Below are 25,253 nucleotides of genomic sequence, written 5' to 3'. Positions count from 1 at the left end.
GGGCTCAGCGCACAGCCTTGGCCAGCGCGGCAAATGCCTGCCGGTCCAGCGCGTGGGTGAAGGCGGTGTTGGGCACGGGGTGGCTGGAGAGCTTCACCACCACCAGCTCGGCCGCCGGGTTGATGTGGATGTGCTGGCCCATCAGGCCCTTGGCCTCAAAGGAGCCGTCCGCATCGTGGGGCACCCACCACTGGTTGTGGTACGAGTAGCCAGCGCGCATGGCAGTGCCGGGGGCCTTGCTGAACAGGGCGGGGTCAGCGCCCTTGCGCAGCTCGGCAATGGTGGCAGGCGAGACGATCTGCTGCCCATTGAAGCGGCCGTTGGATCGCAGCATTTCGCCCAGGCGTCCCAGGTCGCGCAACGTGGCGTTGACGCCCACGCTGGTGGCTTGGCCGCCATTGGCGTCGGCAAACACATAGGCGTCCTCCTGCGTGCCCAGCCTGGACCAGATGCGCTCGGACAGCAGCGTGGCGTAGCTCTTGCCCGTCACGCGCTGCAGCAGCCAGCCCAGCACTTCCGAGTCCACCGATTTGTACGCAAACGCGGTGCCGTGCTCGCCTTCCTTCTGCACCGTGGGCAGGTGCTCGGCCATGCTCTTGGCGAGGTTGCTGCCAGGGGGCGCGGGCTGCAGGCCAGCGGCGGCCAGATACTGGAAAACGCCCGAGGTGGGGTCGGCAAAGTTCTCGGCGTATTTCACGCCGGTGGTCATGTCCAGGGTCTGCTGCACGGTGGCATCGGCCCAGGCGCTGCTCGCCAGCTCGGGCAGGTAGCGGGGGATGGGCGCGTTGGCGTCTATGGTGCCTTCCTGGATGAGTTCGGTCACCAGCAGACCCACCAGCGATTTGCTCATGGACCACAGCACATGCGGCTGCTGCGGCTGCATGCCGATGTGATAGCGCTCATACACCACACGGCCCCGGTGCAGCACCAGCAGGGCGTCGGTGTAGGTGGCCTTTTGCCAGTCGGCCAGCGTGGTGGGGGCGCCCTTGCCGTCGGCAAACGCCAGGGTATCGGGTAAGGCGCGCGGCGCTGCAGGCAGTGCGCTGGGCGCGGCGGCACCACGCCAGACGGTGGCCGTGGGCCCGAGTTCGCGCAGGTGCTGCGCGGCCCAGCGCACGTTGGGGTACTTGAGGGTGTTGGCCAGCCGCACCAGCTTGTCGGGCGGCGGAGGGAAGCCCTGCATCAGCTGCAGGGTCACAGGGTTGGTCGCATCCGGCGGTGGCAGCTGCGGGGCCTGGGCCTGACTGGCGGGTGCGGCAACCAGCAAGGTGCAGGCCAGGGCGACGGCGGTGAATGAGCGGGTCAGGTGGCGATGAAAGTGGCGCATGGTGAAAAGACCTCTGTCAAAAAATCGTGGGAAAGGAGAGAACAAAAAAAGGGGAGCGGAATCGACCGGGCCGCTCAGCCCCGGGCTGCCAGCAGCGTGCGAATCACAGACTCGGTGCGCTCGTATTCGCCTTCGCCAAAGTGCTTGTAGCGAATGCGGCCCTGCGCATCGATGAGGTAGGTGGCAGGCCAGTACTGGTTGCTGTAGGCCTTCCAGGTGCCATAGCGGTTGTCCTGCGCCACGGGGTGCTTCACGCCATAGCGGCGCATCGCCGCCTCGACATTGCTGGCCGAGCGCTCGAACGGAAATTCGGGCGTGTGCACACCCACCACCGTGAGGCCCTGGGGCGTGTATTGCTCGGCCCAGCGGTTCACATGGGGCAGGGTGCGGATGCAGTTGACGCAGGCATAGGTCCAGAAATCCACCAACACCACGCGGCCGCGCAGTTGCGCCAGGCTCAGGGGTTCGGAGTTAAGCCAGCGCTCGATGCCGGTGAACTCGGGCGCGGCGCCCAAGTCGGGCAGCGCTCCAGGCGGGCTGGTGGGGCCCGCCGCGTGGGTGAGCCCAGGCGCCACCAACGCGGTGGCCAGCGAGGCCAGAAACGCGCGGCGTTCTGAGAAGAGAGGTGAAGTGGGGTGCAATGTCATGGTGAAAGCTCCTTGCAAGCGGTGACGTGTCAGCCCTTACAGGCCGCCCCAGCCCGAGGGATAAAACTGCGTGAGCCAGGCGGTGATCTGTCCATCCACCTCCCACAACATGGCCAGCGCGACGGTGATGACCACCACGCCAAACACCTGCTGCACGCGGTGCGCGTGGCGGGCAAGGCGGCGCACATGGGTGGCGGCGGCCTGGCCACCGTAGGCAATGGCCAGCATGGGCAGCGCCGCGCCGGTGGAATACGCGAGCAGCAGCACGGCGGTGCCCACGCCGGCAGGCTCGGTGGCGATGAGGGTGAGGATGGAGGCGAGCACCGGCCCGGCGCAGGGTGTCCAGACCGCACCCAGGCTCAGGCCCAGCAGCAGCCCACCCCAGTTGCCGCCCCCGCAGCCCATGCCCAGGCTGGCCATGCGGCTGAGCACGCCGCCAGCGTGTTGACTGAGCCACTGAAACGGCCGGGGCCACACGGTGAGCACGCCAAACACCAGCAGCATCACGGCGGCAAACCGGCGCAGGCCCTCTTGCGACACACCCAGCACCTGCGTGAAGCTGCTGAACAACAGCGCCACCGCCGCGAACGACAGCGCAAAGCCCAGCGCAATGAACAGCGGGCGCGTACGCTGCACTGCACTGCTGCTGCCCACCGACGCCCCCAGCACCACCGGCAGCATGGGCAGCACGCAGGGCGCCCCCACGGTGAGCATGCCAGCGGCCACGGCCAGCCAGGGCGAGGTGGTGGCCATCGTCATTGCCCGCTCCCCTGCTCAGCCGCAGGGCGGCGCCACACCTGCGTCTTGCCGAACAGCGGAATGCCCACGTACGCGTGCACCAGCAGTTGCTCAGGCTCGGCAGGTGTCAGGTTGACGCGGTAGGTCTTGGCGTTCTCGCGGTTGTAGATCTCACCCTGGTACTCGCTGTTGCCGCCATCCGCCTGGCGCAGACCCGACAGCAGCGTCATGCCCAGTGCGGGCCGCGCGTCGGCGGCCACCATGTCGGTGCCCGGCGCGCTCATGGAGCGGTTGGCCAGCACACGCACCACCTTGCCGCACAAGGTGTTGCTCCCACCCGGGTTGCAGGGGGCGATGTTCACCTCCAGGTTGCCGCTCTCGGTGATCCAGCGACCCAGGGGCGCCTTGGGTTGGGCTGCGCCCTGCGCGGTGGTGGCGGGTGGCGCTGCGGTAGTCTCTTGCGCACCGGCAACGTGTGTCAGGCCCAGTGCCAGAAAGACGGCCTGGGCGGCCACGGCGATGGGGAGTTTCATGGCAAGGTCCTCGTGAAGTTCAGGAAGACTGCATTGAAGCCACCGCAGGTATCTGCGATTTGTCCGGCCAGGGCCTTTTGGTATGTGCACTTGTCGGGATGCCAGGCAGACAAGTTCAGATACATACCCGCCAACAACGCCACCACCGCAGCCCCGCCAAAGCCCGGACAATGACCGCCATGACGACGCCCCCACCCGACCACATCCTGATCGTCGATGACGACGCCGGCATCCGCGAACTAGCCGCCGAATACCTGCAGCGCCAGGGTCTGCAGGTCAGCGTGGCGGCCGATGGCCGACAGATGCGCGAGGTGCTGGCCACGCAACGCATCGACCTGCTGGTGCTGGACCTCATGCTGCCCGGCACCGACGGCATCGCCCTGTGCCGCGAGCTGCGCAGCCCGGGCGCGCCGCCGCTGCCCATCATCATGCTCACCGCACGCAGTGACGAGGCAGACCGCATCCTGGGCCTGGAGCTGGGTGCGGACGACTACCTGACCAAACCCTTTGCCGCGCGCGAGCTGCTGGCGCGCATCCACGCCGTGCTGCGGCGCACGCGCATGCTGCCGCCCAACCTGGCGGTGGCCGAGCCCACGCGCCAATTGGTGTTTGGCGATTGGCGGCTGGACACCACGGCACGCCACCTGCTCGATGCCACGGGCGCGGTGGTGGCGCTGTCGGGCGCCGAGTACCGGCTGCTGCGCGTGCTGCTGGACCACCCGCAGCGCATCCTCACGCGCGACCAGCTGCTGCAGCTCACGCAGGGGCGCGATGCCGATGTGTTTGACCGTTCCATCGACCTGCTGGTCAGCCGCGTGCGGCAGCGGCTGGGCGATGACGCACGTGGCGCACGCAGCTCGCGCTACATCAAGACGGTGCGCAATGAGGGCTATGTGTTCTGCGCCGACGTACACGCCGTGTCTGCGCCCAAAGAGGCTGCGCCATGACGCAGCGCTGGTGGCCGCGCTCGCTGTTTGGGCGCATTCTGCTGGTGCTGGCGCTGGGCCTGGCGCTGGCGCATGCGCTGACGTTTGTGCTCGCGTTCACCGAGCGCAGCATGACCATGCGGCGGGCCATGGTGTCGTACTTCGCGAGCGATGTGGCCAGCTCCGTGGCCATGCTGGAGCGCCTGCCCGCAACAGAACGCGCACAGTGGGTGGACCGGCTGGCACGCCGCAACTACCGCTTTGCACTGACCGAACCGATCAACGCCCCCGAAGACCCTTCCCAGCTTGCACGCCTCGTCGCCAGTGCGGCAAAGGCGACGCTGCCCGCAGGCCAGACAGTGCAGGTGATCGACCCTCGCGTGCCCGGCACCGAGCTGCGGCTACAGCTGCGCCTGGCCGACGGCACGCCACTGGCCGTGGACATGGACGAGCCCCGGCTGCAAGTCTCTCCCTGGGTACTGGGCGCGCTGGCCTTCCAGTTGGTGCTTCTGGTGGGCCTGTGCGCCTGGGCCGTGCGCGCGGCCACGCGGCCTCTGAGCACGCTGGCCGATGCGGCCGACGCGCTGGGCGCCGACCGCCCCACCGTGCCCCTGGCCGAGGACGGCCCGCGCGAAGTGGTGCGCGCCGCCGCTGCATTCAACCGCATGCAGCAGCGCATCCAGGCGCATCTGCAGGAGCGCATGCAGATCCTGGCCGCCGTCTCGCACGACCTGCAAACGCCCATCACCCGGCTGCGCCTGCGCGCCGACCTGCTGGACGACACCACGCTGCGCGACAAGCTGCATGCCGACCTGGCAGAGATGCAGTCGCTGGTGGAGGAGGGTATTGCCTACGCGCGCTCACCGCAGGCCGTGCGCGAGCCCACGCAGCGCGTGGACCTGCGCGCGCTGGTGGAAAGCATTGCACACGACTACGCCGATGCGGGCCTGCCGGTGCAGGTGCTGCGGGTGGTGGACGTGACCTGCGACACACGCCCCCAGGCCCTGCGCCGCCTGGTGTGCAACCTGGTGGACAACGCGCTCAAGTTTGCAGGCGCTGCCGAGCTGACGCTGGAGGCGGGCGTGCCGGGCCAGTGGCTCGTGCGCGTGATGGATCAAGGCCCCGGCATTCCCCAGGCCGACCTCGTCGCCGTGCTGCAGCCCTATGTGCGGCTGGAAGATTCGCGCAACCGGGGCACCGGTGGCACGGGCCTGGGCCTGGCCATTGCCAGCGAACTGGCCAAGGCCCTGGGAGGTCGGCTGGTACTGGGGCCGCGCGAGGACGGCGCCCAAGGGCTGGAGGCGCGGGTGGAACTGCCCGAGGTGCTCCCAGCATAGGGTTGCGCACCAGCGCCGCTGCTACAGTGGCCGCTCCGTGGACTCTCGAAGGACAACGCCGTGGACACCTCTGCCAGCAGCCGCCAGAGCGAGATCAGCGCCAGCGACCCACGCATCCGCGTCGGCATCGGCGGCTGGACCTTCGAGCCCTGGCGCGGTAACTTCTACCCTGCGGGCCTGGCCCACAGCAAAGAGCTGCAATACGCCAGCCGCCAGCTCACGGCCATCGAGGTCAACGGCACCTACTACAGCACCTTCAAGCCGCCCACCTTTGCCAAGTGGCACAACGAGACGCCCGAAGGCTTCATGTTCTCGCTCAAGGCCAACCGCTTTGCCACGCACCGGCGCGTGCTGGCAGATGCGGGCGATTCGATCACGCGGTTTGTGGAGAGCGGCATCTCGGAACTGAAGGACAAGCTCGGGCCCATCGTGTGGCAGTTCATGCCGACCAAGGCGTTTGAGCCGAGCGACTTCGAGGCCTTTCTGGCCCTGCTACCGCAGCAGGTGGATGGTCGCCGCCTGCGCCACGCGCTGGATGTGCGCCACCCGAGTTTTGATACGCCGGAGTTCCTTGCCCTTGCGCGCCGCTACGGCTGCGTACCCGTGCACACTGACTCCGAGAAGTTTCCGGCGCTTGCCGATGCCGAGGCTGACTTTGCCTACCTGCGGCTGATGCGCGGCCAGAGCGATGTGCCCACGGGCTACACGCCCGAGGCCATTGCACAGTGGGCCCAGGGCGTACGCGCCTGGACCAGTGGCGACCATCCGCGCGATGTGTTCGTGTACTTCATCAACGGCGCCAAGGAGCGGGCGCCTGCAGGGGCGATGGAGTTGCTGAGACAGCTTGCCCCACGCGCGTAGCTGCAGCGGTCCGGTCAAGCCGTCTCGCGCTGCGCGAAGCCCTTCGGGGCCTCGCCGCCATCGGGCACGTTGCCCACCACCACGCGGTCCACACGCGCATGCTCTGGCCCCTGGTGCGCCCAGTCGATGAGGGCCCGCACGGCTTGCTCCGTGCCCCAGGCGCAGGCCTCAACCCGGCCGTCTTGCCGGTTGCGCACCCAGCCCATCACACCCAGGCGCTCAGCGGCCTGCACCATGGACCAGCGGTAGCCCACGCCCTGCACATGGCCGGTAATCAACAAATGGCGGGTGACGGTGGAGTTTGGTTCTGCGTTCATGGGGGCACTGTAGCGTGCACCTTGTGGAGTGCACGCTACAGCGGCACACTGCCAGCACCACCGCACCACATGACCACCACCGCCCCCAAGGCCCTGCCCGCCATCGACCCCCAGCGCTGCACCGGCTGCGGCTGGTGCATTGCGGTGTGCCCGCCCCATGTGCTGTCGCTGCAGGTGCAAGGCACGGGCCCCTGGGGCCCCAAGTGCTCCACCCTGCACGATGCGCCGGGCTGCACCGGGTGCGCGCTGTGTGCGGTGCGTTGCCCGTTCGATGCGATCCGCATGGTGCGCGTGGTGGCCAGCGAAGCGCGGTGAGGCCATCGCGCTACAAGCCGACCGAGGCGGGTTGACGGGCCCCGGCCCGCATCCGGTACACTGCGCCCTTCATGTCGTACACAGCCATCCCCTTCACCACCGCACGCGCCGCTGCCTTCCAAGGCATGGGCATGATGCCGCCCGCATCCACGCGGGCCAATGGTGAACAGCGGGCACTGGGTGCACGAATGATTACCACCATTACCACCGCGGCCACCTGAGCACGCGCAGGTGGCCGTTTCGGCAGCCACCTGGTAAACGCTCTCTTCTCCCCCAAGACGAATGCACGAAACCCAGCTCTGGCAGCTGGGTTTTTTTGTTTGTTCGTTAGCCGGAGAAGTCCATGTACCGCGATCCCGTCCAGTCCCTCGAAGCCCCGTTGTTGCCGTCGTCCGCCACGGCCATGCGCCCCCTGCGCGTGGGCATGATTGGCATTGGCACCGTGGGCACAGGCACCTTCCGCGTGCTGGCCCGCAACCAGGCGCTGATTGCGGGCCGCGCGGGGCGGGGCATCAAGCTGGTGGTGGTCTGCGCCCGCAGCCTGGCCCGCGCCATGGGCGTGGTGGGCACCGATGTGGCGCTGACCAATGACCCGATGCAGGTGGCCACACACCCCGATGTGGACGTGCTGGTCGAGGCCGCTGGCGGCACCGGCCCCGCGCGTGACTGGGTAATGGCCGCCATCCGCGCGGGCAAGCATGTGGTCACAGCCAACAAGGCGCTGCTGGCCGAGCATGGCAACGAGATCTTTGCGGCCGCGCGCCAGCATGGCGTGGCCGTGGCGTATGAAGGCGCGGTGGCGGTCAGCATCCCCATCGTCAAGGCACTGCGCGAGGGCCTCACGGCCAACCGCATCGAGTGGGTGGCGGGCATCATCAACGGCACCACCAATTTCATCCTGAGCAAGATGCGCGACGAGGGCGTGGGCTTTGCCGAAGCGCTGGCCCAGGCCCAGGCGCTGGGCTACGCCGAGGCCGACCCGACGTTTGACATCGAGGGCATCGACGCGGCCCACAAGATCTCGCTGCTGGCAGCCAATGCGTTTGGCATGCCGGTGCGCTTTGCCGATGCGCAGGTGGAGGGCATCACCGCGCTACAGGGCCTGGACGTGGCCTGCGCTGAGCAACTGGGCTACCGCATCAAGCTGCTGGGCGTGGCCAAGCGGCGCAAAGACGGTGACACCGAAGGGGTGGAGCTGCGCGTACAGCCCGCGCTGGTGCCCGCCACGCATTTGCTGGCGCATGTGAACGGCTCGATGAACGGCATCATGGTCAAGGGCGACGCCTCGGGCGTGACGATGTACTACGGCGCGGGTGCGGGGTCCGAGCAAACGGCATCGGCCGTGATTGCGGACCTGGTGGATGTGGCGCGGCTCGACGGCACCCACGCCGCGCAACGTGTGCCGCACCTGGGCTTCCACCCCCACGCGGTGGACGAACAACTGGCGGTGCTGCCCCGTGCGGCCGTGCACACGCGCCACTACCTGCGCGTGCCGGTGCACAGCGCGCAGCAGATCGAGGCCGTGGGTGCCTGGCTGGCGGCGCAGCAGGTGCCCGTGCTGCAGGTGGCACTGGCGCACGACAAGACCTTGCCCCCCGGCAGCGGCCCCCAGGTGCTGGTGCTGACCGATGCCGTGGCGCAGTCCACCGTGGACCTGGCCGTACACGCGCTGGCCTCACACCCGACCGTGGCAGGGCCCGTGGCGGCGCTGCGGGTGGAGATGCTGGAAGGGTGAATGACGGCGATGCGAGAAATTTGAGCAGAAATAGTCGTTTGCGCCCGTACATCATGCGCAAGCAGCTATTTATTTGATAGCAACCCTCTATGTCATTCAGGCCATCAGCCCACCCAGCACCAGCGCTGCCATGTCCTCTGCCGCTGGTGTGCCCTCGGCCATGAGGCCCTGCACCACGCCAGCACGGTCGGTGTCGGTGCGGTTCTGGCTCACCTTCCAGATGCCCTCCCAGCGCTCCACCGCCAGCTCAACGCCCACGATGACGCGCAGCAGCTTGTCGATGTAGTCGGGCGGCGCGTCGTCGATGCGCCAGGGGTCGGCACGGTGGGCCTCGTGCTGCTCGCTCAGGGTGTGCAGGATGCCGCGCAGGCGCGCGGGGTCGTCAAACGCGCTCAGCGCGCCGTGGGCGTGCACGGTGGCGTAGTTCCAGGTGGGCACCTGCTTGCCGTCGATGGCTTTGGACGGATACCAGGAGGGCGACACATAGGCCTGCGGCCCATGGAACACCGCCACCGCCTGCTGGGGCAGCAGCGGCCACAGCGCGTTGGCGCGGGCCACATGGCCAATCAGCGTGCCCTGCGGGCCACGCGTTGGGTCCAGGTACAACGGGATGTGGTTGACGTGCATCGCACCCTCATGGGCGATGACCAGTGTGGCCAGGGGCTGCGCACGCACCAGGGCCTGTTGGGCGGCGGCATCGGCCACCTGAAACTGCCGGTTGGCGTTGGCCATGGTCAGGCTCCTTCCACTTCGAGCACGGGCGCGCAGTCGATCTGCGTCTTGACCGAGTTGGCCAGAAAACACGACGCGTGGGCGCGGTGGTGCAGGTCGTCCAGCTGTGCAGCGCTCGGTGCATGGGCTGCGTCAAAACACGTGACGGGGCGCAACTGCACGTGGGTGACGACAAGCTGCCCCTCTGCGTTCTTGGCCATGGTGCCCACGGCCGCGTCGGTGTAGCTGTTGAGCCGATAGCCCGCGCGGCTGGCAAAGTCCATGAACCACAGCATGTGGCAGCTGGACAGGGCCGCAACATAGGCTTCTTCCGGGTCCACCGCCGCCGCGTCGGAGTACGGCAGCGGCACCACATGGGGCGACGACGACGCGGCCACGGTGGCGCCGCCGTCAAACTGCCAGGTGTGGGCACGGTGGTAGCGCTTGTCCAGAAAGTCGTCGGTGCCACGGGACCAGGTGATGGTGGCGGTGTGCTCGGCCATGGGGTGCTTTCAAGAGGATCGGACCCGTTGGGGCGCCCGGGTTTCTACAATGGTTCTTCAGTTTATGACCGCATCCCCATATTGAAAGGGCCAATTCGTGCCCAGCCCTGGAGCCAATCGAACCACATCCACCCTGCGCCAGCAGGTGTACGCGCAACTGCGCCGCGCCATCGAGCAGGGCAGCCTGCGCGCAGGCACCCGCCTGCCGCCGTCGCGCGAGCATGCGGCCAGCCTGGGCGTGTCGCGCAACACCGTGCTGTGGGCTGTGCAGCGCCTGCAGGCCGAGGGCTACGTAGAGGCCCGCGTGGGCGACGGCACCTATGTCTCGCAGGCCGCAGGCGCACCGCCCACGCAAGGGCTGGTAGCGCCGCCGCGCGGGCTGTCGCGGCGCGGGCAGTTGATTGCCGAGACAGCCGCCCGCTGGCGCCCGCCGCATGTGGCGGCACGCGCGTTCCGCATTGGCGCGCCCGAGGTGGACACGTTTCCGTTTGCCCTGTGGGACCGCCTCTCGCGCCAGTCCCGCCCCGGCCAGCGCAGCGCCCGCGCGCAGTACCTTGACCCAGCGGGCGACCCCGACCTGCGCCAGGCCGTGGCGCTGTGGCTGTGGGCGTCGCGTGGTATCCGCTGCGATGCGGCGCAGGTGGTGGTGTGCTCGGGCTCGCAGCAGGGCATCGACCTGATCGCGCGGCTGCTGCTGGACGTGGGCGACGAGGTGCTGGTGGAAGACCCGGGCTACCCGGGCATCCGCGCCAGCCTGCTGGGCCACGGTGTGCTGGCGCGGCCCGTGGCGCTGGATACGCAGGGCCTGCGCATCGACGAGGGAGCGGCCCAGTGGCCCAACGCGCGCATGGCCGTGGTCACGCCCACGCACCAGTTCCCCACCGGCGTGTGCATGGGCCTGGCGCGACGGCAGGCGCTGCTGCAATGGGCGCGCACGCACGACGCCTGGGTGGTGGAAGACGACTACGACGGCGAGTTTCAATACGGAAAGAACGACGGTAAGGCCCAGCGCGTGCCCGCGCTGTGCAGCCTGCCGGGCTCGGAGCGCGTGCTGTACGTAGGCACCTTCAGCAAGACGCTGCACCCCGGCCTGCGCCTGGGTTTTGTGGTGGTGCCGCCTGCGCTGGTGGAGGCCTTTGCCATGGCCCGCGCCATCACCGACCGGCACGCACCGGGCGATACGCAGGCGGTGCTGGCTCGCTTTATTGCCGAAGGCCACCTGCTGCGCCACCTGCGGCAAATGCGCGAGCTGTACCAGGCGCGCCAGCGGGTGCTGATCGATGCACTGGCCGACGCCAGCGATGGCGCCTGGCAACTGCAACCCAGCGACCGGGGCATGCACCTGTTGCACGAAGCCGCGTTGGGCAGCGATGACGAGACCCTGAGCCGCCAGGCGCTCACGGCCGGGATCATGCTGGCGCCGCTGTCGCGCTATGCGATGCAGTCGCCGCGCAAGGGGTGGCTGCTGGGTTATGCAGGGTATGCAGAGGCGGAGATCCGCGCTGCGGCGCGGGTGGTAGGCGGACTCGCGCGCAGGTTGCGGTGACTCAATAGGCCTCAGGCTGCGGGGCCAGGGCAGAGCTGCGGTCTGCCAACGTCGAAGCCGAGCCCTGCGGCTCCACCTTGCGCCACCAGTGCGTGGACAGCGCGGGCGCGCGAATGTCCAGCCGCTCACCCATGATGGGCGCCACCAGCGGCACCTGCGCTGCAGCCGCCAGCGCGGTGATGCGCTCAAACGGCTCCACCCACGGGTGCAACGACAGGTCGAACGTGCCGTTGTGGATGGGAAACAGATGGCGCCCCTTCACGTCCAGATGGGCCTGCAGGCTCTCCTCGGGGTGCATGTGGATGTCGGGCCAGTCGGCGTTGTAGGCGCCGGTTTCGATCAGCGTCAGATCGAACGGGCCAAACCGCTCGCCAATGGCTTTGAAGCCGTCGAAGTAGCCCGTGTCGCCGCTGAAGAAGATGCGGATCGGATCGGAGCCTTGACCCGCGATCAGCACCCACGAGGCCCACAGCGTGCTGTTGCCGTCCTGCAGACCCCGGCCTGAGAAATGCTGCGCGGGCGTGGCCACCAGTTGCAGCCCGCCGATGGTGGTGCCCTGCCACCAGTCAAACTGCTGCACCTTGGCCGCAGGCACGCCCCAGCCCATCAGCCGGTCGCCCACGCCCAGCGGCGTGATGAAGTGCTCCACCTTGGGCGCCAGCTTCTGGATGGCGGCGTAGTCCAGGTGGTCGTAATGGTCGTGCGACAGGATCACGCCGGTGATGGGCGGCAGCTCATCAATGGTGATGGGTGGCGCATGAAAGCGCTTCGGCCCCAGGAACTGGAACGGCGAGGCGCGCTCGGAAAACACCGGGTCGGTCAGCCAGAACTGGCCGTTGATCTTGAAGAGCAGGGTGGAGTGCCCCAGGCGCCACAGGCTCCGATCGGGTGCGGCCAGCAGGTCTGACCGCATCACCGCGTACACCGGCACGGGCTGGCGCGGCACCGAGTCGTCGGGCTTGCCGGTGGCAAAGCGCCACATCACCTGCAACGTCTTGAGGGCGCCCAGTGCATGGCGGGGTGCCACGTTGCGAAACTTGCCACCCGCGAACTGCGGCGACTGTTCATAGGCGGCCACCGGCTGGGCGGCGCGGGAAAAGAGGCTGTAGGCCATGGCGATCAGTACAACGAAGGCGACACAAAGTGCCGGGAGCAGACGGCGGCGGGGGACGATGGAGAGTGACACCGGATCTGCGACATAGAAATTACACTGCACAGTGTAGTTCACTTTTTATAAAAGTAAACTACCCGGTGTAAAATTTGCACATGACCGCCTCCCAGCCCAATCCTCGCCTGACCGACCGCAAGCGCGATGCCATCGTGCAGGCCGCCATCGGCGAGTTCCGCGAACACGGCTTCAACGGCACCAGCATGGACCGCGTGGCCGCAGCGGCGGATGTGTCCAAACGCACGGTGTACAACCACTTCCCGAGCAAGGAAGAGCTGTTCGAAGCCATCCTGCTGCTGATGTGGGAGCGCAGCCAGTCACCCGACGAACTGGCCTACACCCCCACGCGCCCGCTGCGCGACCAGCTGCTGGAGCTGCTGGCGCAAAAGATGCGCCTGCTCAACGACGCGAGCTTCATCGACCTGAGCCGCGTGGCCATGGCCGACATGATGCACACCCCCGAGCGCGCGCGCGGCATCACCGCCAAGCTCTCGGCCAAGGAAGAGGGCCTGCCGCGCTGGTTGCGCGCGGCCCAGCAGGACGGCCGCCTGCGCGCCACCATGAATGTGCCCTATGCCGCGCAACAATTGCAGGGCATGGTCAAGGCGTTTGCGTTCTGGCCCCAACTGGCCATGGGGCAGCCGCCCTTGGGCGCCGCACAGCAAGCGCAAGTGGTGGGGGATGCGGTGGACATGTTCCTGGGGTTCTACGCCGCGCCCACCCAGGAGGCCAAGGCGCCCGTAAAAAAATCCCAGGCTGGAAGCACGGGCAAGGCGGCGGCAGCCCCGGTTGCAACCTCTGCGAAACCTGCCCCTCGCCGCGCCCCAGCGCGCTGACCACCACCCTGGCCAGCAAGCCAGCGTGAGGAGCGATTTGCACTACGCTCGCCCGTTCTTTCCACGCAGCCTGACACCAAGATGCCCATCGCCCCCTACCTCGACACCGCCCCGGTCCTAGACACCGGCGTTTTCATCCACGACTCTGCCCAGGTCATCGGCGACGTCACTCTGGGCCGCGACAGCTCGGTGTGGTGCAACGCCGTGCTGCGCGGCGATGTGAACCGCATCACCGTGGGCGTGTGCAGCAACGTGCAGGACCTGACCATGGGCCATGTGTCGCACCGCAACGCCGCCAAGCCCGAAGGCTCGCCGCTGGTCATCGGCGACTACGTGACCATTGGCCACTCGGTGATCCTGCACGGCTGCCGCATCGGCAACGAATGCCTCATCGGCATGGGCTCCATCGTCATGGACGACGCCATCATCGAAGACCGCGTGATGCTGGGCGCGGGCAGCCTGGTCTCGCCCGGCAAGGTGCTGGAAAGCGGGTACCTCTACATAGGCCGCCCTGCGGTGCGCCAGCGCGCGCTCACCGATGCCGAGATTGCGTACCTGAAATATTCGGCCGAGCACTATGTGCGGGTGAAGAACAACTACCAGGGATGAGCTGCATCCCTAGCGGCACACCCCACGCGGCTGCGGTGCCCCCGGCGCCCCCCGCCCACCGGGGATAAAGCCGGGCCAGGATAATCGGGGGTTCCACGACCCCTGCGGCGGCACCGCATCGCCCTATTGCTTTTCCCCACCATGTCCGCCGTCGCCCCTCCCGCCCCACCGCTACGCGTTCTCTCCGTCATCCCCCCGATGACGCAGCTGAACACGCCATACCCCTCCACCGCCTACCTCACGGGTTTTCTGCGTTCGCGGGGGGTGACGGCGTTCCAGGAAGATCTAGCGCTGGCGCTGGTGCTGCGCCTGCTGTCGCCCGAAGGCCTGAAGGCCGTGGCATCCAAAGTGGATGCGCTGCCCGCTAAAAAGCAGAGCCCCGCCGTGCAAAGTTTTGCGGCGCAGAAGGACCGCTACCTCGCCACCATTGGCCCCGCCATTGCCTTTTTGCAGGGACGCGACAGCACGCTGGCACACCGCATCGTGGGCCGCAACTACCTGCCCGAGGGCCCGCGTTTTGCCACGTTGGATGTGTACGTGGACGACGAGGGCGGCGACCCACTGGGCTGGGCCTTTGGCGCGCTGGGCCTGACCGACAAGGCCAAGCACTTGGCCACGCTGTACCTGAACGACCTGGCCGACGTGCTGCGCGATGCGGTGGACGAGCGCTTTGAGTTCGTGCGTTATGCCGAATCGCTGGCGGGCAGCCAGCCCACATTTGACCCGCTGGCCCAAGCACTGACTGCGCCGCCCACGCTGGTGGACGAGATGCTGGAGCAGCTCACGCACGAAGCCATCGCCCGCCACCAGCCCGATGTGGTGCTGCTGTCAGTGCCATTCCCCGGCTCGGTGTATGCGGCGTTTCGCATTGCGCAGGCCATCAAGGCACGGCACCCGCACATAGCCACCGTGCTGGGCGGCGGCTTTGTGAACACCGAACTGCGCGAGCTGGCCGATCCGCGTGTGTTCGACTTCTTTGATTACGTGACGCTGGACGCTGGCGAACGCCCTTTGCTGGCGCTGCTCGAACACCTGCGCGGCGAGCGCGGCCGCCAGCGCTTGGTGCGCACCTTCGTGCGCGGTGACGATGGCGCGGTGCAGTACATCAACATGATGGAAGCCGACATCGCTTTCGCCGAGGTGGGAACGCCCACCTGGGACGGCCTGCCGCTGGACCGCTACCTGTCGCTGCTGGACATGCTCAACCCCATGCACCGGCTGTGGAGCGATGGGCGCTGGAACAAGCTCACGGTGGCGCACGGCTGCTACTGGAAGAAGTGCAGCTTTTGCGATGTGAGCCTGGACTACATCAGCCGCTACGAAGGCGCCAGCGCCGCCGTGCTGGCCGACCGCATCGAGCAGATCGTGCGCGAGACGGGGCAGACGGGCTTTCACTTTGTGGACGAGGCCGCGCCGCCCAAGGCGCTCAAAGCGCTGGCCACCGAGCTGATTGAGCGCAACGCGGGCATCAGTTGGTGGGGCAATGTGCGGTTCGAGAAAACCTTCACTCCCGACCTGGCCGAGCTGCTGGCCGACAGTGGCTGCATTGCGATCTCGGGCGGGCTGGAGGTTGCGTCGGACCGGCTGCTGCAGCTCATGAAAAAAGGCGTGTCGGTGGACCAGGTGGCGCGGGTGACCCGGGCCTTCACCGACGCGGGCATCCTGGTGCATGCGTACCTGATGTACGGCTTTCCCACGCAGACCGTGCAGGACACCGTGGACGCACTCGAATACGTGCGCCAGCTGTTCGCCAACGGCTGCATCCAGAGCGGGTTCTTCCACCGCTTTGCCTGCACCGTGCATTCACCCGTCGGCAAGAACCCCGAGGAATATGGCGTGACGCTGGCGCCGCTGCCCCCCGGTGACTTTGCCAAGAACGACGTGGCCTTCATCGACCCCACCGGCGTGGACCACGACGCGCTGGGTGGCGCGCTCAAGAAGGCCATCTACAACTACATGCACGGCATCGGGCTCGAAGAGGACGTACGCACGTGGTTCCCGTTCAAGGTGCCCAAGACGACGGTGCGGCGCGACCGGATTGAGCGGGCGCTGCAGCAGCGCGGCTGAGCCCGCAGTGTTTCTTCAAGCAGCCGCCATGAAAGCCAGGATGTCGTCGAAGTCCTTGCGGTCCTTGGGCGTCTGGTACTTGTAGGCAGCGAAAGACTGCTGGAGCATTCCGGTCAGCCGGTCACGGCGTTGCACGAGTTCGGCCTTCAGCGCCGGGTCCCGCACCAGCAGTTTCAGGATAGCGAGCTTGCCATCCAGGTTCTCGTACATGGCGTCGAACGAGCGGGCCGTGAGCTCCAGCAAATTGGCCAGCTTGGGCAGGCCGCGTGTTGTGGCGCCCTTGTCCAGCAGCGACTGCACGATCTTGGCTTGGTGGTAGTAGATGGCGATCTCGAGGGGGTAGCTCGTTTCCGATGCGCCCTGAGCGCGCCCATCGGGGTCGGCACCGTGCTGCAGCAGCAGGTCCACGATCTTGGGCGCAGAGAACCGGCAGGCCTCGTACAGGTTGGGATAGCCCTTGTGCGGCAGGTTGGGGTCGGCGCCATGCTCCAGCATGAGCTGCACGACCTTCACGCGCTTGTCGGTGATGGCCTTGTTCAGGCACGAATAGCCTGAAGAGAATTTGCTGTTGGGGTCGGCCCCCTTCTCCAGCAGGGCCTGCACGGTGGCCTGGTTCTTGGAGAACCCGATGGCGCGGATGAAGGCATAGGTCGGGTCGTTCTGCTCGCGCTCGGCAGCCTCGATGATCCTTCTCACCCGGCCGAGCTGGGCGGTCGGGGCCTGGGTCTTCATCAGCGCCACCACATCAGCGGGTGGCTTTTTTTTGCCGTCGATGAAGCCATATTCAAGCTTGCGAGCGACCTCATCGTCGACCAGCTCCGCATGCAGCGCATGGCAGACCTTGGACAAGGGCTTGATGAAATCACCAACATCGGCAGAGCCCGAGGTGAATGCCGCGTCGATCACCAGGCCCGAACGCTCGTAGCGGTCAAAGCCCAGGTGGTCCGTGGGGTGGATGCTGAGCTTGCAGGCCGCGAAGAAGGCCTTGACCGCCGCTTCAAGCCCAGCACCATCGGGAGTGCTGAAAACCGCATGCAGTGCGTCGGCATCGGTATCGTTCTTGCAGACCAGCGTGAATCGCGTCGTGGTTTCCATGTTCCCTCGGATGGACTGAAGCATTGGTTTTTGCAGGCATCATATTTCGATGCAGATACCCCGCCCGCCCTTCACCGCCGCCATCTTCGACATGGACGGACTGCTGGTCGACTCCGAGCGCGTGACCCTGCGCGCCTGGCTCGACGCCGCACGGGCGCGGGGCATTGCACTGGCAGAGGCCGACTACCTGCAGGTGGTGGGGCGCGCGTCCACCGACTCCGACGCCATGCTCACGGCTTTGCTGGGTGGCCCGCAGATGTTCGAACAGGTGCAGTCCGATGTGGCTGCGCGCCTGTGGGACGCAGGGCCAGAGCCCTTGTTTCCTCTCAAACCAGGCGCCGCATCGCTACTGCACGCCTTGCGGCAAGCAGGCGTGCCCTGCGCGGTGGCCTCATCGTCGCGGCGCGACGAGATCGAGCACCGCCTGGGCAGGGTGGACGTGCTGCAGCACTTTCACGCCTGGGCTGGCGGCAACGAGGTACAGCGCGGCAAACCCGACCCCGCCCTGTACCAGCTGGCGGCCGCGCGCTTGGGCGTGGACCCCGCGCAGTGCCTGGCGTTTGAAGACAGCGAGAACGGCGCACGCGCGGCGCAAGCCGCAGGGGTCGCGGTAGTGATCGTGCCGGACCTCAAAGCGCCGGGCATTGAGGTGGTGGAGCGCAGCCACGGCGTGCTCGAATCGCTGGTGCACCCCCATGACCACCTGCCGCGCTGGTTCAGGGCGGCGCGGGTACCGTAAAACTGATAAGAATTGGCCTCTAGCGCTTATCCATAAAGCGCAAATAGCTATCAAACTAGTAGCATTTACCGTTTCTGTTTCTGGTACGCCTTGTCGGCCGGTGGCCCCCGGTCGGTGTCCTGCAGTCCACGTTTCACATCACGGTAGGCCTGCTCCATCTTGGCGTCGGGTTCGCCGTCGGTCATGTTGACCGCCTGGTCGCGCTCGTGGGGCAAGAGGGGTTCGGGCCCGCTCAGGTCTTCGGGTCCGCTGCCGGGGTGCGGCTGGGGCTGGGTGGTGTTCACGCGCCGTTCGGTGCGGGCGGGCACAGGTGCGGAGGGGATGATCTCCTCTTCCTTTCGGAGGCCGGTGGGGGTCGTTTTCATACAGGTCCTTCGTATCTAACATGAAGTCCCCCCACCCTAATATTGCCGACCGCCCCGCGCTGTAGGCCCAGGCCCTGCGCCGCTGCGGGCGGGCGGAGCCTGCTGTCACCAGAACAACCACCGCTCCAGCGCATTGAGCACGATGACCACGATCACGCCGAGCAAGAAGAGGATCGCCTTGCGGCGCGCCTGCGCGCTCACCACCAGCTTGTAGGCCGTGTACGCGGCGAGCGTGCCCACAAAAGGCGCTGCGATGGCGGCACCTGACAGGACGATGGCCACGAGCTTGCCCCAGCCGTCGGTCCCGCCCATGGTCCAGATCGAACGCAAGTAGATCGCGCTCGGAATGGCCAGGCCCAACCACAACACCCCGGACGCCACCGCCACGCTGACGTGGTGCGCGAGCAGGCCATAGAGCACCAAGGCGCCCAGCACCCCGCCCCAGAAGATCAGCCGCTTGAGCCAGAGCGGCTGGGGCTCGGCAGCGCGGCGTGCGGCAGCAGCTTCCTGGGCCTTGCTAGCCGCTGCGGCCGTCGCCTGGGCACGTTGTTGTTGCTGCTGGTTCTCGGCCGATTCACGGAGGCCGCGCAGGAAGCCATCCACCGCCGGGTTGTCCACCTGCACAAGGATGCGCACGGTGCGCGACAGGGCCTGGTCGTGCTGGGGAATGACGGTCTGCAGCGCCGCCCCCTGGCTGAACCAGTGCCCCATCTGCGCCAGCCAGCTGACGCCAGCGGGCGGCAGCCCATAGCCGCCCTCGGCCGCACTGCACAGGTAGTGCTGGGTGCTTTGCGGCGGCACCAGCTGACGCGTGCTGTAGCGGGGCAACGCGCATTGCGTCAGCGGCGCGGCGGGCTGCAGGCCAGGGCGGCCCAGCTGCAGCGCGAATTCCGGCAGGGGCAGGGGTTCGGCCAGCGCGTTGCGCACGCCCAGCCACAGGTACAGCCCCCGGGGCCGCCCATCCTGCGCCCGCCGCACCCACAAGCCCGGCCCTTCCTGCACCAGCTCGGCCCCGAGCGCATCCAGCTCGGGCGGGCGGGGCACCTCGGGGCCATCGCGGTCCCATGCGGCCCGCAACTGCTGTGCCTGCAGGATGGCGGTCCACGCAGCCCGGGCGCGGCGCTCCAGAAAGTAGGGGTCCAGCTCCCGGCCACGGGCAATGGCGGCTTCGATGCTGCTCCCGGCCGGTGCCGGCGCACCTTCCAGCGCCCGCAGCCAATCGTCTGCCAAGGCCAGCCGCAGATAAATCGCATCCGCCCCCTGGCCCACGGCCTCGGCCGCGCGCCCCCAGGCAAACCGCGCCGAATCGGTGGGGTCCACCTGCTGCGCGAGCAGGCGCTCCTGGGTTTTATCTGCCTGCGCCACCGCTGGGGAGGTTTTGGGTTGCGCCCCCGCCCCCCCACTGGCCGCCAGGCAGATCACCAGCACCGCCCAGCCCAGCCATTGCGCCAAGGCTGGCTGCCACGCCATGGCCCCGTGCAGGCCAGGGCCTGCCGCCTGCGCCGTTCTCCCTCGCATCGCATCCCCTTTTTAGATCTCGTCGTGCGCGGATTGTGGGGCCAAGGGGCTGCCACAAGGCCAGAATTCGGCCCCACCGCACGGTTGGCGGCCAGGCCGTCTGGAGCATGCGACACTACTGTATGTCTCAACAGGTATGGGCCGCGCAGGCCCTTGAATCTTTCGATGCGGTGGTGCAGGCCACCGAGGGCTTTCGCAGCCGCGCTGGCCAGCGGCTGATGGCCGAGCAGGTGGCGCGCACGTTCAGCACGGCCACGCTGGGCAAGGTGGATGAAGAAAGTGGTGAAGACGCCCCCACGCGGTCCATCGCCGTGATCCAGGCGGGCACGGGCGTGGGCAAGTCGCTGGCGTACTGCGCGCCCGCCATCGCCCTGGCGCTGTCGCGCGGCACGCGGGTGCTGATCTCTACCGCCACCGTGGCGTTGCAAGAGCAGCTGGTCAACAAAGACCTGCCCGCGCTGGCCGCGCTGATGCCCCAGCCCTTCAAATTTGCGCTGGCCAAGGGGCGCGGGCGCTATGTGTGCAAGCTCAAGCTGGACCGCCTGGCGGGCACGGGCGAGGCGGAAGAAGAGGGCGAAGACGACCTGTTTGCCGAAGAGGAAGCCGCCGCCCGCGCCAAGCGCCCCCGGCACGAAACCGAGGCGCGCATCCAGTTCTATTCGACGATGGCGCAGACGCTATCGAAAGGCGCGTGGGATGGCGACCGCGACAGCCTGGACACGCCGCCCGAGCCCGAGGTGTGGAGCCCCGTGGCGGCCGAGGGTGCCTCGTGCACCGGCAAGCATTGCCCCGCCTTCAGCCAGTGCACCTACTACGACAAACGCAAGGAGCTGGTGGGCGCGCAGGTGATCGTGGCCAACCACGACCTGCTGCTGTCGTCGCTGGGCGCGCGCGTGCTGCCCGAGCTGGACAACTGCCTCCTGGTGCTGGACGAAGCCCACCATCTGCCCTCGACCGCACTGGATCAATTCGCGTGCAGCATGGACCTGTCGCGCATCACCTGGATCGAGCGGCTGTCGAGTCGGGGCCTGCGCATTGGTGCGCTGCTGGAGGTCGAAGAGATTGCCGACATCCCCAAACACTCGGCCCAGCTGCGGCAGACGCTGCAGGACCTGGCGCGCATCGTGATGGATGTGTACGGCGCCCAGCTCAAGAGCCAGCCCAGCGCCTGGGGCCCGGCGCGTGTGCGCGTGCCACGGGGCGAGCTGCCTGAACAGTTGATTGCCCCGCTGGGCCTGCTGGCCGCCAGTGCCGAGGGCTTTCTCGATGCCCTGCGCGCCATCAGCAAAGCCCTGCGCGCCGAGATGCGCGACAAGCCCGACGAGGCCAAGCGCCTGTCCACGCTGTACGCTCAGATCGGCATGCTGGCCCCACGCCTGGAAGAGCTGCACGCCACCGCACAACTGCTGCTGCAGGATGCGCCCGAAGGCGCGGTACCGGCGGCCAAGTGGTTCACGCTGGAGGTGGATGGCGACTTCATCGTGGTCAAGGCGCACGCCAGCCCCATCCTGCCCGGCACCACGCTGCGCAACCACCTGTGGAGCGCGGTGCGCGGGGCGGTGCTGACCTCGGCCACGCTCACCAGTTGCGGACACTTTGATTTCTTCTTGCGCGAGGCGGGCCTGCATGGCGACGAGGCGGCCACCACGCTCGAAGTGCCCAGCCCCTTCAACTACGCCGCGCAAGGCACCCTGATTGCCGCCGAAACGCGTGCCGACCCCAAGAACGCCGCGCAATTCACCGCCGAGATGGTGGACGCGCTACTGCACGACATTGCCCGCGTGGAATACGGCGCGCTGGTGCTGTTCACCTCGCGCGAGCAGATGCGCCAGGCCGTGGACGCACTGCCCACCGCCATGCGCAGCGTGGTGCTGGTGCAAAACGCGCTGCCACGCACACAGCTGCTCAAGCGCCACCGCGAGCGGGTGGAAAACGGCGAGCCCTCGGTCATCTTCGGCATGCAGTCGTTTGGCGAGGGGCTGGACCTGCCCGGGCGCCTGTGCGAATCGGTCTTCATCACCAAGCTGCCCTTTGCTCCGCCTGACGACCCGGTGGGCGAGGCCCGCGCCGAATGGCTGCGCGCCGTGGGCCGCGACCCGTTCAGCGAGCTGGTGGTGCCCGCCACCGCCATCCGCCTGGCGCAATGGGTGGGCCGCGCCATCCGCACCGAAGACGACCAGGCCCATGTGTACTGCTACGACAAGCGCCTGACGCGCACCAGTTACGGCCAGCGCCTGCTCAAGGGCTTGCCGCCGTTTGCGCTGGAGCAACGCGCGCCGCTGTAGCCACAGAAGCCGCTGTAAAGTCGCTAGCCCTTTTCACTACAACTATCAGAAAGCCCCCCATGCCCAACACCGCCCCTGCCTGCCCTCAATGCGGCCTGGAAAACACCTACCCCGATGGCGCCAACTACGTGTGCCCCGACTGCGCGTTTGAATGGCCGCAAGTGGCCGATGCGGCCGACACCGATGCCGCAGAAGCGGGCGATGGCATCGTGCGCGATGCGAATGGCAACCCGCTGGCCGACGGCGACGCTGTGATCCTGGTGAAAGACCTCAAGGTCAAGGGCTCATCGTCCACGCTCAAGAAGGGCACCAAGATCAAGAGCATCCGCCTGGTCGACGGCGCCGACGGCCACAACGTGGACTGCAAAACGGACCTGGGCAGCATGTTGCTCAAGTCGGAGTTTCTCAAGAAGGCCTGATCGGTCGGCGGAGCCCGCTCAGCGCGGCGACTGCGCGAGATCGCGCACCACCCCCTCCAGGCCCTGCACCACACGGGCCAGCCGGTCGTAGTCCACCTTGTCGGGCGTGTCCTCGCGCGTGTGGTAGTGCGGGTAGCGGTAGGGGGCGGTGTCGGTCACCATCAGCGCGGGGTAGCCCGCGTCGATGTAGGCCGCGTGGTCCGAATAGTCCACGCCGGGGATGAAACGCGGCGCCGCAATGCCTTCGGACGGAAACGCCGCATGCGAACGGAACGACCGGACCACCTGGCGCGCCAGCCCCAAGTCCGGCGTGGTCGCGACGAAGGAAATGAAATCACCCTGCGTGGGGTAGAACTGGTTCAGCGGCCAGGGGTACTTTTGGGACCCTGGTGCGCCCGAGTAGTACCCCATGGTCTCCAGCGACAGCATCGCAACCACCGGCGCCCCACGAGCCAACAAGGCCTGGGCGTGCACCTGGCTGCCCATCAGCGGGGTCTTGAAAAAGGGCGGCTCTTCGTTGGTGTAGAGCACAAACATCACGTCCGCCTGCGCGGTGGCGCCCAGGTGCTTGAGGCTTTTGGCCAGCGCCAGCACGGCGGCGGTGCCCGTGGCGTTGTCGTTGGCGCCGGGCGTTTCGTGCGCCGAATCGTAGTGGGCGCCAACCACCACCAGCCGCTGCCCCGGTGCGCTCTGGCTGGGCACCGTGACCTCCAGGTTACGCACCGCCACACCGCGCGCCTTGAACTCGTCGCGCCGGACTCGGTAGCCGTACGATGCCAGTTCCGACTCCAGATAGGTCGCCACGGCCTCCAGGGCGGCAGGGTGCTGGGTGTTGTGTTCCTGCGCTGCAATCACGGCCACATGCTGGCGCAATTGCTGTGCCAGCACCTGCTGCTCTGCGGTGGCGGGCAGGAGCGCGCCGCGGTGCGAACTGCCGGGCATGGTGGTGACTGCCAGGATGGCCGCCAGCAGCAGGCCCAACACGATGGCGAGGGCCCCGGTGATGCGCAGCAGGCTTTGCCCCAGGCGCAGGGCGATCTGTGAAATTCTCATAGCGTTGTATTCATCGGCACTGCGTGCCTGTTACCAAGCACATGCCCCGAGCGCATCCGTCACTTTGATGGACCACTGCGACGCGGGCGCGCCTTGCGATAGCGACGGGTGGCCTCGGCCACCATGGCGTCCTTGGGCAACAGCTGGGTGCCGCCCACCCACAGCTCGGTGGCGGTGCCGCTGGCATCGCGCACGCGGCGCACCGGCTGGCCGGGGCTGGCATAGGCCGAGGCTTTCTGGACCACGCCGGTGTCGCGCCCGGTGATGGCCAGCTCCGTGGTGGCGGCGTTGAACGGCACGAACATGGCGGGCACCACCTTGCCCATGGGCACCAGGTCGCTGGCGCCCCACAGGCTCCACCAGCGCCCCGCCCAGGCGGCTTCCTTTTTGCCCGGCGCACCATGCTGCTGGAACGCGAACAGGATGCTGGCAATGCCTTCCACCCACTCGGTGGACAGGCCGTCCTGCGCGTTGGTGAGCACCGTCACCGTCAAGTCGAGCGCGGGGTAGCGCGCGGTGCGTGACAGGAACCCTTGCAGGCTGCCGGTGTGGCCCATCCATTCACGCGGGCCCGGCGCGCTGAGCATGGTGCCCAGGCCGTAGTGGGACTCGAACAGGTTGCAGGGGTCGCGCCAGCGGCGCTGCGCCATCTCGCGGCGGCTGGCGGGCGACAGGATGCTGCGCTGGCTGTCTGGCGCCAGCTGCGAAAAGAAGCGGGCCACATCCGACGCGGTGGACACAAACCCGGCCGCCGGGGCCATGGCGTCGCACCGGTTGTCGCCCGGCACGATGAGGCGCTGGCCGAACGGAAACTCGCTGCTGTGGCCCACGGCCATCGGGGCGCCCCGGGCCAGGCGCGGCATGTCGGGCACGGTTTCCTGCAGGCCCGCAGCATCGATCACGTGGCGCACCATCCAGCTGGCGTACTCCGTGCCGGTGACCTGCTCCATCATCAGCCCCAGCAGGCCGTAGCCGTGGTTCGAGTACTTGAGCTGCACCCCCGTCTCCAGCGGCGGCTTGTGGCGCAGATCCGCCAGCAGCTCGGCGCGGGAGAGATACGGCCGCCGGTCGAGGAACTGGCCGGCATCGGGCCCGTCGCGCGTCACGCCCGCGCTGTGCGAGAGCAGCTCGCCAATGCGCGCCCGGGCCAGGTCCTTGTGCAGGCCATCGACATAGCGGCCAATGGGGTCGTCGAGCCCGACCTTTCCCTGCTCGCGCAGCAGCATGACGCCCGCTGCCGTAAAGCTCTTGGAGTGCGACGCGATGCGCAGGCGGTGCCGGGGCGTGAGGGGTAGGTGGGTGCGCATGTCGGCCACGCCCAGGGCCAGCTCTGCCACGGTCTCGCCGCCGCGTGCAATGGCCACGGAACACCCGGGCTGGCGGTAGCGCTCCAGTTGCAGGTCCAGCCACTGCGGCAGGTAGTCCAGGGCGGCGTGGAGCCAGGCGGGTTGGGTGGTGTGGTTCTTCATGGGTTGCTCGGCTCCATGCATCCAGAAACGGGGTGGGGCAGTGTAGGCCACACTCCTGGATAGGCAGTTGGACACACAGGCCCGCAGGGCGCACAGGATGGCGGGCAGGTGCGGCGGCACAATCCTTCCTTTTC

The 25,253-nt window shown here is 67.7% G+C and carries 25 protein-coding genes and 1 pseudogene; 13 read left to right on the top strand and 13 right to left on the bottom strand.

Features of this window, described 5'->3' with window-relative positions:
- Window positions 1-4: 4 nt before the first annotated feature.
- From OIN59_RS01620 to OIN59_RS01605, 4 genes are all read right to left on the bottom strand, one after another.
- Complete coding sequence (locus OIN59_RS01620) at window positions 5-1,327, bottom strand: serine hydrolase domain-containing protein (protein ID WP_274106473.1); 1,323 nt, start codon at window positions 1,325-1,327, stop codon at window positions 5-7.
- Between the two features lie 74 nt (window positions 1,328-1,401).
- Entirely contained in the window at window positions 1,402-1,974 is a 573-nt protein-coding gene (locus tag OIN59_RS01615) for a thioredoxin family protein (protein WP_274106472.1), read from the bottom strand.
- A 36-nt stretch (window positions 1,975-2,010) separates the two neighbouring features.
- A complete protein-coding gene (locus OIN59_RS01610) occupies window positions 2,011-2,733 on the bottom strand; it encodes a cytochrome c biogenesis CcdA family protein (protein ID WP_274106470.1) in 723 nt (240 codons plus the stop codon).
- A complete protein-coding gene (locus tag OIN59_RS01605; RefSeq protein ID WP_274106468.1) occupies window positions 2,730-3,245 on the bottom strand; it encodes a DUF2147 domain-containing protein in 516 nt (171 codons plus the stop codon). Before OIN59_RS01605 ends, OIN59_RS01610 begins: the two co-directional genes overlap by 4 nt.
- Before the next feature lie 179 nt (window positions 3,246-3,424).
- Between OIN59_RS01605 and OIN59_RS01600 the strand changes: the two genes are divergently transcribed.
- Genes OIN59_RS01600 through OIN59_RS01590 form a run of 3 tightly spaced genes read left to right on the top strand, consistent with a single transcriptional unit; the run spans window position 3,425 to window position 6,369 of the window.
- Window positions 3,425-4,192 carry a response regulator gene (locus OIN59_RS01600; RefSeq protein WP_274106466.1) on the top strand — a complete coding sequence of 256 codons (768 nt, stop codon included), beginning with the start codon at window positions 3,425-3,427 and terminating at the stop codon, window positions 4,190-4,192.
- On the top strand, window positions 4,189-5,508 hold the full coding sequence (locus OIN59_RS01595) for an ATP-binding protein (protein WP_274106464.1): 1,320 nt from the start codon (window positions 4,189-4,191) through the stop codon (window positions 5,506-5,508). Before OIN59_RS01600 ends, OIN59_RS01595 begins: the two co-directional genes overlap by 4 nt.
- Before the next feature lie 60 nt (window positions 5,509-5,568).
- Window positions 5,569-6,369, top strand: a complete 801-nt coding sequence (locus OIN59_RS01590; protein ID WP_274106463.1) for a DUF72 domain-containing protein — start codon at window positions 5,569-5,571, stop codon at window positions 6,367-6,369.
- Window positions 6,370-6,383: 14 nt separating this feature from the next.
- Here OIN59_RS01590 and OIN59_RS01585 read toward each other — a convergent pair whose 3' ends face one another.
- Window positions 6,384-6,686, bottom strand: a complete 303-nt coding sequence (locus OIN59_RS01585; protein WP_274106461.1) for an acylphosphatase — start codon at window positions 6,684-6,686, stop codon at window positions 6,384-6,386.
- Between the two features lie 69 nt (window positions 6,687-6,755).
- Here OIN59_RS01585 and OIN59_RS01580 point away from each other — a divergent pair, with 69 nt between their 5' ends.
- The 3 genes from OIN59_RS01580 to OIN59_RS01570 all read left to right on the top strand — a co-directional run bounded on the left by OIN59_RS01580 (window position 6,756) and on the right by OIN59_RS01570 (window position 8,736).
- Window positions 6,756-7,001 carry an ATP-binding protein gene (locus OIN59_RS01580; protein ID WP_274106459.1) on the top strand — a complete coding sequence of 82 codons (246 nt, stop codon included), beginning with the start codon at window positions 6,756-6,758 and terminating at the stop codon, window positions 6,999-7,001.
- 71 nt (window positions 7,002-7,072) lie between these two features.
- Window positions 7,073-7,222, top strand: coding sequence for a hypothetical protein (locus tag OIN59_RS01575; protein ID WP_274106435.1), 150 nt, complete (start codon window positions 7,073-7,075; stop codon window positions 7,220-7,222).
- Between the two features lie 122 nt (window positions 7,223-7,344).
- Complete coding sequence (locus OIN59_RS01570; protein WP_274106422.1) at window positions 7,345-8,736, top strand: homoserine dehydrogenase; 1,392 nt, start codon at window positions 7,345-7,347, stop codon at window positions 8,734-8,736.
- 96 nt (window positions 8,737-8,832) lie between these two features.
- Here the strand turns inward: OIN59_RS01570 and OIN59_RS01565 are convergent, their stop codons facing one another.
- Complete coding sequence (locus OIN59_RS01565; RefSeq protein ID WP_274106420.1) at window positions 8,833-9,468, bottom strand: FMN-binding negative transcriptional regulator; 636 nt, start codon at window positions 9,466-9,468, stop codon at window positions 8,833-8,835.
- Between the two features lie 2 nt (window positions 9,469-9,470).
- Window positions 9,471-9,950 (bottom strand): OsmC family protein, encoded by a 480-nt coding sequence (locus tag OIN59_RS01560; protein WP_274106418.1) that lies wholly within the window; start codon window positions 9,948-9,950, stop codon window positions 9,471-9,473.
- A gap of 97 nt (window positions 9,951-10,047) precedes the next feature.
- Between OIN59_RS01560 and pdxR the strand changes: the two genes are divergently transcribed.
- Window positions 10,048-11,496 carry a MocR-like pyridoxine biosynthesis transcription factor PdxR gene (gene pdxR, locus OIN59_RS01555; RefSeq protein ID WP_274106416.1) on the top strand — a complete coding sequence of 483 codons (1,449 nt, stop codon included), beginning with the start codon at window positions 10,048-10,050 and terminating at the stop codon, window positions 11,494-11,496.
- Between the two features lies 1 nt (window position 11,497).
- Here the strand turns inward: pdxR and OIN59_RS01550 are convergent, their stop codons facing one another.
- On the bottom strand, window positions 11,498-12,610 hold the full coding sequence (locus tag OIN59_RS01550; RefSeq protein WP_274106414.1) for an MBL fold metallo-hydrolase: 1,113 nt from the start codon (window positions 12,608-12,610) through the stop codon (window positions 11,498-11,500).
- 152 nt (window positions 12,611-12,762) lie between these two features.
- Between OIN59_RS01550 and OIN59_RS01545 the strand changes: the two are divergent.
- From OIN59_RS01545 to OIN59_RS01535, 3 genes and pseudogenes are all read left to right on the top strand, one after another.
- Window positions 12,763-13,377: pseudogene (locus OIN59_RS01545) on the top strand (TetR/AcrR family transcriptional regulator); the annotation flags it as partial.
- 204 nt (window positions 13,378-13,581) lie between these two features.
- On the top strand, window positions 13,582-14,109 hold the full coding sequence (locus tag OIN59_RS01540) for a gamma carbonic anhydrase family protein (protein WP_274106410.1): 528 nt from the start codon (window positions 13,582-13,584) through the stop codon (window positions 14,107-14,109).
- A 198-nt stretch (window positions 14,110-14,307) separates the two neighbouring features.
- A complete protein-coding gene (locus OIN59_RS01535) occupies window positions 14,308-16,176 on the top strand; it encodes a B12-binding domain-containing radical SAM protein (RefSeq protein ID WP_407655049.1) in 1,869 nt (622 codons plus the stop codon).
- 15 nt (window positions 16,177-16,191) lie between these two features.
- Here OIN59_RS01535 and OIN59_RS01530 read toward each other — a convergent pair whose 3' ends face one another.
- Entirely contained in the window at window positions 16,192-17,271 is a 1,080-nt protein-coding gene (locus OIN59_RS01530; RefSeq protein ID WP_274106405.1) for an ankyrin repeat domain-containing protein, read from the bottom strand.
- 49 nt (window positions 17,272-17,320) lie between these two features.
- Here OIN59_RS01530 and OIN59_RS01525 point away from each other — a divergent pair, with 49 nt between their 5' ends.
- Entirely contained in the window at window positions 17,321-18,010 is a 690-nt protein-coding gene (locus OIN59_RS01525) for an HAD family hydrolase (RefSeq protein ID WP_274106403.1), read from the top strand.
- 65 nt (window positions 18,011-18,075) lie between these two features.
- Here the strand turns inward: OIN59_RS01525 and OIN59_RS01520 are convergent, their stop codons facing one another.
- Both OIN59_RS01520 and OIN59_RS01515 read right to left on the bottom strand, forming a co-directional pair.
- Window positions 18,076-18,375 carry a hypothetical protein gene (locus OIN59_RS01520; protein ID WP_274106401.1) on the bottom strand — a complete coding sequence of 100 codons (300 nt, stop codon included), beginning with the start codon at window positions 18,373-18,375 and terminating at the stop codon, window positions 18,076-18,078.
- A gap of 105 nt (window positions 18,376-18,480) precedes the next feature.
- The gene (locus OIN59_RS01515) at window positions 18,481-19,845 is read right to left on the bottom strand and encodes a hypothetical protein (protein WP_274106399.1); all 1,365 of its coding nucleotides are present in this window, start codon (window positions 19,843-19,845) and stop codon (window positions 18,481-18,483) included.
- A 170-nt stretch (window positions 19,846-20,015) separates the two neighbouring features.
- On the opposite strand from OIN59_RS01515, the gene dinG reads away from it, so the two are divergent.
- A complete protein-coding gene (gene dinG, locus OIN59_RS01510) occupies window positions 20,016-22,178 on the top strand; it encodes an ATP-dependent DNA helicase DinG (RefSeq protein ID WP_274106397.1) in 2,163 nt (720 codons plus the stop codon).
- Between the two features lie 59 nt (window positions 22,179-22,237).
- Window positions 22,238-22,597, top strand: coding sequence for a zinc ribbon domain-containing protein YjdM (locus OIN59_RS01505; protein WP_274106395.1), 360 nt, complete (start codon window positions 22,238-22,240; stop codon window positions 22,595-22,597).
- An 18-nt stretch (window positions 22,598-22,615) separates the two neighbouring features.
- Here the strand turns inward: OIN59_RS01505 and OIN59_RS01500 are convergent, their stop codons facing one another.
- Complete coding sequence (locus OIN59_RS01500; RefSeq protein WP_274106393.1) at window positions 22,616-23,650, bottom strand: M28 family peptidase; 1,035 nt, start codon at window positions 23,648-23,650, stop codon at window positions 22,616-22,618.
- Window positions 23,651-23,709: 59 nt separating this feature from the next.
- Complete coding sequence (locus tag OIN59_RS01495) at window positions 23,710-25,119, bottom strand: serine hydrolase domain-containing protein (protein WP_274106391.1); 1,410 nt, start codon at window positions 25,117-25,119, stop codon at window positions 23,710-23,712.
- Between the last annotated feature and the right edge of the window lie 134 nt (window positions 25,120-25,253).

The organism is Acidovorax benzenivorans (assembly GCF_028680575.1).
GTDB classification, from domain to species: domain Bacteria; phylum Pseudomonadota; class Gammaproteobacteria; order Burkholderiales; family Burkholderiaceae_C; genus Acidovorax; species Acidovorax benzenivorans.
Note: the sequence above shows the minus strand (reverse complement) of the source record. Positions and strands in the feature narration are given on the sequence as shown.